The organism is Brevundimonas sp., from assembly GCF_036402095.1.
Lineage (GTDB): Bacteria > Pseudomonadota > Alphaproteobacteria > Caulobacterales > Caulobacteraceae > Brevundimonas.
On the sequence record NZ_DASWTO010000096.1, the window covers coordinates 1 to 7881 of the forward strand.

The 7881-nt window shown below is 69.3% G+C and carries 6 protein-coding genes and 1 pseudogene; 4 read left to right on the top strand and 3 right to left on the bottom strand.

Annotation, left to right across the window (positions count from 1 at the left end; genetic code table 11):
- Positions 1–73 precede the first annotated feature (73 nt).
- The 3 genes from ykgO to VGD32_RS07410 all read left to right on the top strand — a co-directional run bounded on the left by ykgO (position 74) and on the right by VGD32_RS07410 (position 997).
- Positions 74–199, top strand: coding sequence for a type B 50S ribosomal protein L36 (gene ykgO / locus VGD32_RS07400; RefSeq protein ID WP_168044709.1), 126 nt, complete (start codon positions 74–76; stop codon positions 197–199).
- Positions 200–365: 166 nt separating this feature from the next.
- Positions 366–641 carry a DUF2312 domain-containing protein gene (locus tag VGD32_RS07405; RefSeq protein ID WP_331031260.1) on the top strand — a complete coding sequence of 92 codons (276 nt, stop codon included), beginning with the start codon at positions 366–368 and terminating at the stop codon, positions 639–641.
- A gap of 2 nt (positions 642–643) precedes the next feature.
- Complete coding sequence (locus VGD32_RS07410; RefSeq protein WP_331031264.1) at positions 644–997, top strand: hypothetical protein; 354 nt, start codon at positions 644–646, stop codon at positions 995–997.
- Here VGD32_RS07410 and VGD32_RS07415 read toward each other — a convergent pair whose 3' ends face one another.
- From VGD32_RS07415 to VGD32_RS07425, 3 genes are all read right to left on the bottom strand, one after another.
- Positions 998–3778 (bottom strand): TonB-dependent receptor plug domain-containing protein, encoded by a 2781-nt coding sequence (locus VGD32_RS07415; protein WP_331031261.1) that lies wholly within the window; start codon positions 3776–3778, stop codon positions 998–1000.
- A 178-nt stretch (positions 3779–3956) separates the two neighbouring features.
- The gene (locus tag VGD32_RS07420; protein ID WP_331031262.1) at positions 3957–5429 is read right to left on the bottom strand and encodes a sigma-54 dependent transcriptional regulator; all 1473 of its coding nucleotides are present in this window, start codon (positions 5427–5429) and stop codon (positions 3957–3959) included.
- Between the two features lie 132 nt (positions 5430–5561).
- Positions 5562–7406, bottom strand: coding sequence for an FG-GAP repeat domain-containing protein (locus tag VGD32_RS07425; RefSeq protein WP_331031263.1), 1845 nt, complete (start codon positions 7404–7406; stop codon positions 5562–5564).
- A 206-nt stretch (positions 7407–7612) separates the two neighbouring features.
- On the opposite strand from VGD32_RS07425, the pseudogene VGD32_RS07430 reads away from it, so the two are divergent.
- Positions 7613–7881: pseudogene (locus VGD32_RS07430) on the top strand (hypothetical protein); the annotation flags it as partial.

Sequence of the window (7881 nt, forward strand, 5' to 3'; positions counted from 1 at the left end):
TCTCTATACGCACCGCTCCGCCGCAGGTTCGTCCCGCGGCTTTTCTGTTTTGCTTTGCCTCAGGACGACGACCATGAAGGTCCGCAGCTCGCTCAAGTCGCTCAAGGGTCGCCACCGCGACTGCAAGGTCGTGCGCCGCAAGGGCGTCGTCTATGTGATCAACAAGACGGACCCGCGCTTCAAGGCGAAGCAGGGCTGAGTTAGCGCGCCGACGCGGGCGACGCGGTCGCCCGCTGCCTGAGCGCAGCTATCCACAGGTCGCGGGCTTTGTCCGCGGCCTTTTTCGTGCCGGATGTTGAGCCGGCCGGACAGGCGTGGTTAGCGTCCGGCCTCTCTTTCGTTCCCCGCTTATCAGGAGTCCGCCCGTGGCCGACGACGCATCCTTCGACGCCAGCCCCGACGTCCTGACCGCCACGGCCCAGGGCCGGCTGCGCACCATTATCGAGCGCCTCGAGCGGCTGGAGGAGGACAAGCAGGCGGTCATGGCCGACATGAAGGAGGTCTTCGCCGAGGCCAAGGGCGAGGGCTACGACGTCAAGATCCTTCGCAAGGTCATCCGCATCCGCAAGCAGGACAAGGCCAAGCGCCAGGAAGAGGACGCCATCCTCGACCTCTACATGTCCGCCCTCGGCGAGATCTGACACTGAAGCGAACCGGCTTCGGTGGAGGGAAGGGCGGCTCGAAGAAGCCGCCCTCTCCGTTCGAGGTCGAACGCAAGGCGGCCCAGCGCGCCGCCCTCAACGCCCTCAGACGCGCCCGCCGCTCGGCCGAGAAGGCGGGCGTTTCGCTGTCCGAATGGGAGGGCGAGTTCCTCGACTCGGTGTCGGAGCGGGTGAAGACCCACGGCCGCGCATTCGGCGATCCCGAATTGGGCGCGCCCGGTCAGGCCCTGTCGTCCATGCAGGGCCGCAAGCTCAAGGAAATCGCCGCCAAGGCCAGGGGCGAGGCGCCGAAGCGGCGATGGGGCCGCAAGGCGCCCGGGCCGTCCAGCGACTGATCAGAACAGGATCTTGCGCAGCGAAATGCCGATGCTGCGGCCCTCCGGGTCCAGATAGTCGGGCTGATAGTTGAGCGGGGTGTCGCCGGCGCTGCTGGTCACCTCGGTGCGGCTGTCGAACAGGTTGCGGACGCCGAGCTGCAGGCGCGCGCCCTTCAGCCACGGGTATTTCTCGACCCAGCCGGCCTGGGCGCCGAGATCGATGAAGACGTTCAGATTGACTGTCGTGAGGTCCGAGAAGAACAGGTCGGGCCCGGTCCCGCCGTCGATACGGGTGTCGTCGCGCCAGTTGGCGTTGAGGAAGGCGCCCATGCCGTTCTTGAACACGCCCGTCTGGGCCTGAATCTCGTGCCGGGGACTGCCGCCGCGGCTGGAAGTGGCTGCGCCGTCCAGCAGGTCGAGGATCGGCAGCCCCTCGGCGATCAGGATCTCATCCTGCAGCCGGTAGGTGTGGTAGATCGAGACCATGAAGCGGCCCTGGCCCGGCTGCATGCCGCCCCCGCGCCCGCCGCCGCCGCCGCCCATGCGTATGACCGGGCCGCCGCCGCCGCCTCCGTCCCGTCCTTCGCCCCGGGGACGGTCGCCCCCGCCGCCGGGCCCGCCGATGATCATCGGACCGCCGGGCCGCAGGCCCCCCGCCGCGCCCGGCGCGGGCGCCGTGGGCGTGCCGAAGGCCTTGGAGAAGTTGAAGCCGGTCCGGATGTCTTCGCGCTCGGCGCGGGCGAAATTGAGCGGTCGTGCGTCGATCGAGATCAGGTTGCCGTCGGGGTCGCGGGTGAAGCGGCCGGGCAGGGCGGCCTCGAGCTCGGAAGTGATGGTGGGGAAGCTGTTGATCGCGTCGTCGGTGGCGTTGCGGGTCCAGGTCGAGCTGAGCGTCAGGTCTTCGTCCTTGATCGGGCGCAGGGTGACGCCGGCCTTCCAGATACGGCGGGTCTCGGCGTCCAGATCGGGATTGCCGCCCTCGAACCGCGTGACCTGCACAGTCTCCCCGGTGGCGAAGTCGAACACCGGGACGTTCGGCGTGGCGATCAGCGGGTTGTTGAGCTGGCTGATGCTCGGCGAACCCTCCTCGTCCGTGTAGCTGAACAGGAAGGAGAGCGGCTCGACCGGAGACCAGTTGACCGTGGCGCCGAAGATCGACAGGCCGCCGAAATCGGACAGGTCCTCGAAGCCTGCGTTGACGCCGATCGAAAGGTCGCCGAGCAGCGGCAGAACCTCGGAACGCCGGCTGGCGATGGGGAAGGTCACATTGGTCAGGCCGCTGAGGCGGTCGCGCGACTGCTTGCGCTCCGTGGTCAGGCCGCCGCGGGTGCTGGTGGAGTCCAGCGACAGGCTGTCGGCGCCGACCTTGAAGGTGGTGGAGACCCCCCCGGCGGGGAGGTCCCACAGGTCGCCGTTCAGCACCAGTTCGGTGTCGAGGCGCTGCGACACCGATCGGGCGGTGTCGTTCGCAACCGGCGTGAAGTCGGCGGTGGCGAGCAGGCCGAACGGATTGGCGGCGGCGTCGCCGGCGTCGAGCCGGGCCTGGAAGGGGGCGGCGCTGTAGCCGCGTCCGGTGACGGTGTCGGTCTCGACCCGCGTGAACGCGCCGTTGAAGGTCCAGCGCCACTCCTCTCCGAGGAAGCCGTCAAGCAGGACGCCGGCCTCGCCGGTCAGGGTGTCGGTCCGCCTCGCCAGCGAGTCGGCGTCATCCAGATAGCGGTAGACCATCACGTCGTCGGCGAAGGGCGAGAAGGGGTTGCCGTCCGGCAGGGTCAGCACCACGCCCGGCAAGCCGTTGAAGCTGCGGTTGCTGTCGTCCTGCAGGCTGCCCCTGAAGGTGATCTGGGTCGTGCCGTCGAGGTCGCGCTTGATCGAGCCGCCGACCGACGCGCTCTCGGTGGCGGACATCAGCGTGCGGTAGGCGCCCAGATCGCCCGTGCGCGGATCGCCGTAGGCCGCGGCGAAGTCGTTGAGGCTGAAGCCGGTGGTCGGGACCGGGGCGACTGTCGCCACCTCGCCGACCTGGCCCGACAAGGCCGGATCGATCTCGTCTCCGAAGGGCAGGCCGGAAATGTTGCCGGTCAGATCGAACGGCGTCGATCCCGGGTCGCGGACGAGGTCGCGCTCGCTCTCGAACAGCGGCGTGGCCCGGTCGTATTCGAGTTCCATCGACCAGCGCTCGCCGCCGGAGATGCGCAGCAGATTGGCGTCGAGCCCCGTGGTCGTGCGGCCGCCGGCGGTGGGAACGCGTCCCTCGACCTGCGTGGTGACCGAACGGAAATTCGCCTTCAGAACGAAGTTCACCACCCGCTGGTCGGCGCGGTAGCCATATTCCAGCGCGACCTCCTCGGGGAGGATATCGACGCGCTCGATCGCCTCGGGCGGGATGCCCTGGATCTCACGGAAGCCCGAAATGCGCCGCCCGTTGACGAGCATCACCGGCTGGCCGCCGGAGCCGCGCGAACTGCGGGTCACCGGCTCCAGATAGGTCAGGAGTTCAGCGATGCTGGAGGCGCCGTAGGCCTGGATTTCCTCGGCGCTGAGCGTCAGGTCCGGCGGGATGTCGCTGTCGACGCTGCCTCTCGGCCGCTGTCCGGTGACGTCGACGGTGCCGAGGTCCACCGCGTCGCGGGTGTCCTCTTCCGTCGCTGTCGGCAGGGGAGCCTCGTCCTCCTGCGGGGCCGGCTCCTGCGTCTGTCCGGCCGGCGGCTGCTGCCGGGGCGGCGGTGCGGCCTGCGCCGGCGCGCTCTGGATCGCGCCGGCCATGAGGCCGGACAGGGCGGTGGTCACAAGCAGCATGCGGCGGCGTTCCGGGAAGGGGATAACGGGCGTTCAACGTGCCGCCCCGGTGTTTCCGTCGTGTTTCAGACGCGAAACCGGGAGTTGCGGTCCCGTTCGTGTCGCACGCCGCCGCCGCCGGTGTTCAGTGAACTTTCGTTCAGGCTGCGGGCATTTCGGCAGGCGTGGCCGGGATGTCTCAGCCCGCGTCCTTCAACACGCCCTCGAGGCCCTGCTCGCGGACCTTGCGGTAGAGGGTCGAGCGGCCGATGCCGAGACGGCGCGCGATCTCGGACATATGGCCGGCGTAGACCTCTATGGCGTGCTGGATCAGGTCACGCTCGATCTCTTCCAGCGTGCGCAGATGGCCGCGATCGTCGAGGATGCGGATCGGCGTGTCCGGGAGCGGCGGCAGGCCGAGGCCGTCGTTCGCCGGCGCGGCCGTGAAGGCCGCCACCGTTTCGGCGCCCGCCTGCTCGGCCGGCAGGAAGGGCGCGGAGACGCCCGAAATTGCGGGGAAGTCGTGCGGCTGCAGGAACGGCGAGTCGGACAGCACGATGGCCCGGTAGATGGCGTTCTCGAGCTGGCGCACGTTGCCGGGCCAGTCGAAGGCGGACAACAGGGCGAGGGTTTCGGGCGCGCAGCCGGCGACGCGCTTGCCTTCCTCGACGTTGAAGCGGGCGATGAAGTGGTCGACCAGGGCGGGAATGTCCTCGCGGCGGTCGCGCAGGGCCGGGGCCTCGATCGGGAACACATTCAGACGATAGAACAGGTCCTCGCGGAAGCGGCCCTCGCGCACCTGTTCCGCCAGGTCGCGGTTGGTGGCCGAGACGATGCGCACGTCGACCTTGACCGAGCGCTTGGAGCCGACCGGATCGATCTCGCCTTCCTGCAGCGCCCGCAGCAGCTTGACCTGCATGTCCAGCGGCAGTTCGCCGATCTCGTCGAGGAACAGGGTGCCGCCGCTGGCCTCGGCGAACTTGCCCAGGTGCTTGTCGCTGGCTCCGGTGAAACTGCCCTTCTCGTGGCCGAACAGAATCGACTCCACGAGGTTGACGGGCAGGGCGCCGCAGTTGACGGCCACGAACGGCTTGCCGCCGCGGTCCGAGGCGCCGTGGAGGGCGCGGGCGATGACTTCCTTGCCGACGCCGCTCTCGCCAGTGATCAGCACCGGGATGCCGGATTTGGCGGCGCGCACGCCCAGGGAGCGCACCATCCGCATCGGCGCGCTCTGGCCGACCAGGTCGTCGAACGAGGTGCGGCCGGAAACGTGCTTCTTCAGCCGCCCGACCTCGGCCGTCAGCTGGGTCAACTGCAGGGCGTTGCGGACGCCGACCAGCAGGCGTTCGGCCGATACCGGCTTGACGAAGAAATCCTGCGCTCCGGCCTGCATGGCCTTGACCACCGCGTCGACCCCGCCCGAGGCGGTCAGCACGATCACCGGCGTGGTCACGCCCGCGGTCCGGATCTCGGCCAGGGCCTCCATCCCGCTCATGCCCGGCATGACCATGTCCAGCAGGACCACGTCCGCGCCGCCGCCCTTCGTCAGGCGGTCGATGGCCTCGCCGCCGGACTCGGCGTGGACCACGGCGTATCCCTCGCGCTCCAGCACCGCCTGCGCCAGGCGGCGCTGGGTGGGATCGTCATCGACCACGAGTACGGTCCGGGTCATGTCAGGTCACCCTTCATCATCACGTCAGGGGCCGGTCCTCATTGCGCGGGACTGGCTCATTCCGGGACGTTTCTACCCCGCACAAGGTGAAGATCGGGTTGTGCGGGGTGGTGAGCGAGGGGTTAAGGCGGGTCAGCGCGAGGTGAGGCGGCCGTGCTCCTCATCGCCTGCTGCCGCCGGGGATCCAGGCGGGCAGGCCTCGTTGACCTCGGGGCTGACCGGCTCACCATCGCCGAGGGCCAGGGCGGGCCAGGGGGAGCGACCGACCATGAGACGGCCCGTTTTCAATGCCGCCCGCGGATCGAGCGTGCGCCGGCAGCCGCGGAACTCGTAGTTCGCGGCCAGACGCCAGCCGCCGTCGGTTTGCTCGAAAATCGACGCGCCAGACCGTCGCGCCAGTACGATTTCGGATTTCCCGTCCCCGTTCAGATCACGGCGGGTCGCCACGCAGTCGCCGGCGGCGGCGCAGGAGACGGTGGGGCCAACGCGGTTCGCCGATGCAAGGAAGTCGACGGGAAGGGCCGTTCCGACCGGCCATGACTCAATCACCGGTGCGGCCTGCTCCCCCCTGACGCGCACATCGTACCGGCTCCGCTCGGCCTGCATGGCTTTCGCCAGTCGCGCGGTTTCCGGATTTGATGACCGCGCCAGCCGCGCCAGAGCCGCCTGTCCGGCCTTCCCGCTCTCGAAGCGGAGGAAGCGATAGTCGAATTCATCGGGCGTGACCGCGCCGCGCTCCAGCCGCGCCATCTGGTCGGCGACCGAGAGCCGGGCCGGGTCGGCGAGGGGACTGAACAGGGTGAGGATCAGGATCAGCGCGAGGGCTGCGGCGGCGATGGTGGTGCGCTCCAGCGGCCGCATCCATTCGCCCCTGCGCCAGAAGGGGCTGACAGCGGCCCAGCCGTAGCCCAGCGCAATGGCCGCCCCGACCAGGGCGCAGGCGGCGGCTATGATCCGGTCCGGCGTCAGGCCGTGCTGGCCGATGCGCAGGGCCAGGCCCCAGAAGGCGATGACAATCAGGGGCGTGATCAGCACCGCGGCGATGCGCACGGCGATGCGCAATATCATCGGCGGCCGGTTGTCGGCGCGGCCGTCCTGGTAGGCAGCAAGGATCAGGACGATCAGGGCCCCGGCAGCCGCCAGCACCAGCGCCGTCGCGTTGCCGGTCTCCCACAGCCCCTGCAGGCCGGTGAAGGGCAGGGCCGCGACGAAGCCGGCGACAACCACCGTCATCACCAGCAGCAGCCACGACAGCAGCATCAGCGCCACGGTGCGGACGCCGCGGATCAGGCCGTCGCGGACGTCCGTCAGGTGCACGGCGATGGCGAAGACGAAGAAGGTGATGGGGATGTAGAACCAGTCCTCCCGCAGCAGGTCCTCAAGGAAGTCGAGGCCGATGACGCGGAACAGCGCCGCGCCGAGATGCAGCAGGGCCCAGAAGGCGCCGGTGAATCCGATCGACAGGGCCAGTTGCACCAGCGACTTGGTCGCGGTGTCGAAATAGGCGGGGAAGCTGGCGAGGCGCCGCCGTTCCATGTCGGCCGGGGCGACCAGATGATGGGCGATGAACAGGGCGGCGGCGGAGAACAGGATCACGGGCGGGGACAGGAAGGGCGGGCCGAGCAGGGTGTCGGCGCTCTGGCGGGCGATGTCGTGCAGGCCCAGCAAGGCCAGGCCCGCCCCGGCGACGAGACCCCAGACGGCCAGCGTCCTCAGTCTCAGGCGGCCGATGCCCGCCAGCAGCATGACCGGCAGGAAGGCGAAGACCAGCAGAAGGGGACCGAACAGGAGCGGCTGGGTCGCGGGCCAGTCGATCCCCTCGTCCGAGACCCGATGCAGCCAGAACAGGCCGAGACCCTGAAGCAGCCCGACCGCGAGCCGCACGGGACCCAGCCACGGCGCGGCGTCACGGCCCAGATTGTCGCGACCCATCGCCTCCAGGCGTACAGCAGGTGCGTCGTCGGTCGGTTCGGTCATCTTCCTGCCCCCAGCGTGGATGCATCAGACGCCCATCGGCGACCCTTGGGAAGAGCGGCCGCTTGAGTTCTGCGTCCGTCCGTGTATAGAGCGCGCCTTCTCCGTCGCAGCTTCGGCCGCGGCGGTCCTGTCCGAGAACTTCGGGGCGTGGGGGCCACCCATGCCGTAAATGCCAGAGAGCCCTCTGGCGCCGTGGGGAGATGGGGATGCAGACGGCCATCGTCACCCGGTTCCCCGGGGGCACGGGGTCTGAGCTTCCTTCGGACATTACGACCGGCCTGAACGCTTCGCAGCGATGCGCAGGCGGCTGGGCCAATCCGTCGTCGGGAATAAGCCCGGCGGCGAATACCAGACTGGAGACCGCAATGGACCGCGCACAAAAAGCCGAGTCGATCGAAACGCTGAAGGGCGTTTTCGCCGACGCGGGCGCCGTGGTCGTGACCCACAACCTGGGTCTGACCGTTGCGGACATGGA

Excerpts from the sequence above, each read along its gene's own strand:
- ykgO (WP_168044709.1), top strand. The coding sequence starts at position 74 with ATGAAGGTCCGCAGCTCGCTCAAGTCGCTCAAGGGTCGCCACCGCGAC.
- VGD32_RS07425 (WP_331031263.1), bottom strand. The coding sequence starts at position 7,406 with ATGACCGAACCGACCGACGACGCACCTGCTGTACGCCTGGAGGCGATG.
- VGD32_RS07415 (WP_331031261.1), bottom strand. The coding sequence starts at position 3,778 with ATGCTGCTTGTGACCACCGCCCTGTCCGGCCTCATGGCCGGCGCGATC.
- VGD32_RS07420 (WP_331031262.1), bottom strand. The coding sequence starts at position 5,429 with ATGACCCGGACCGTACTCGTGGTCGATGACGATCCCACCCAGCGCCGC.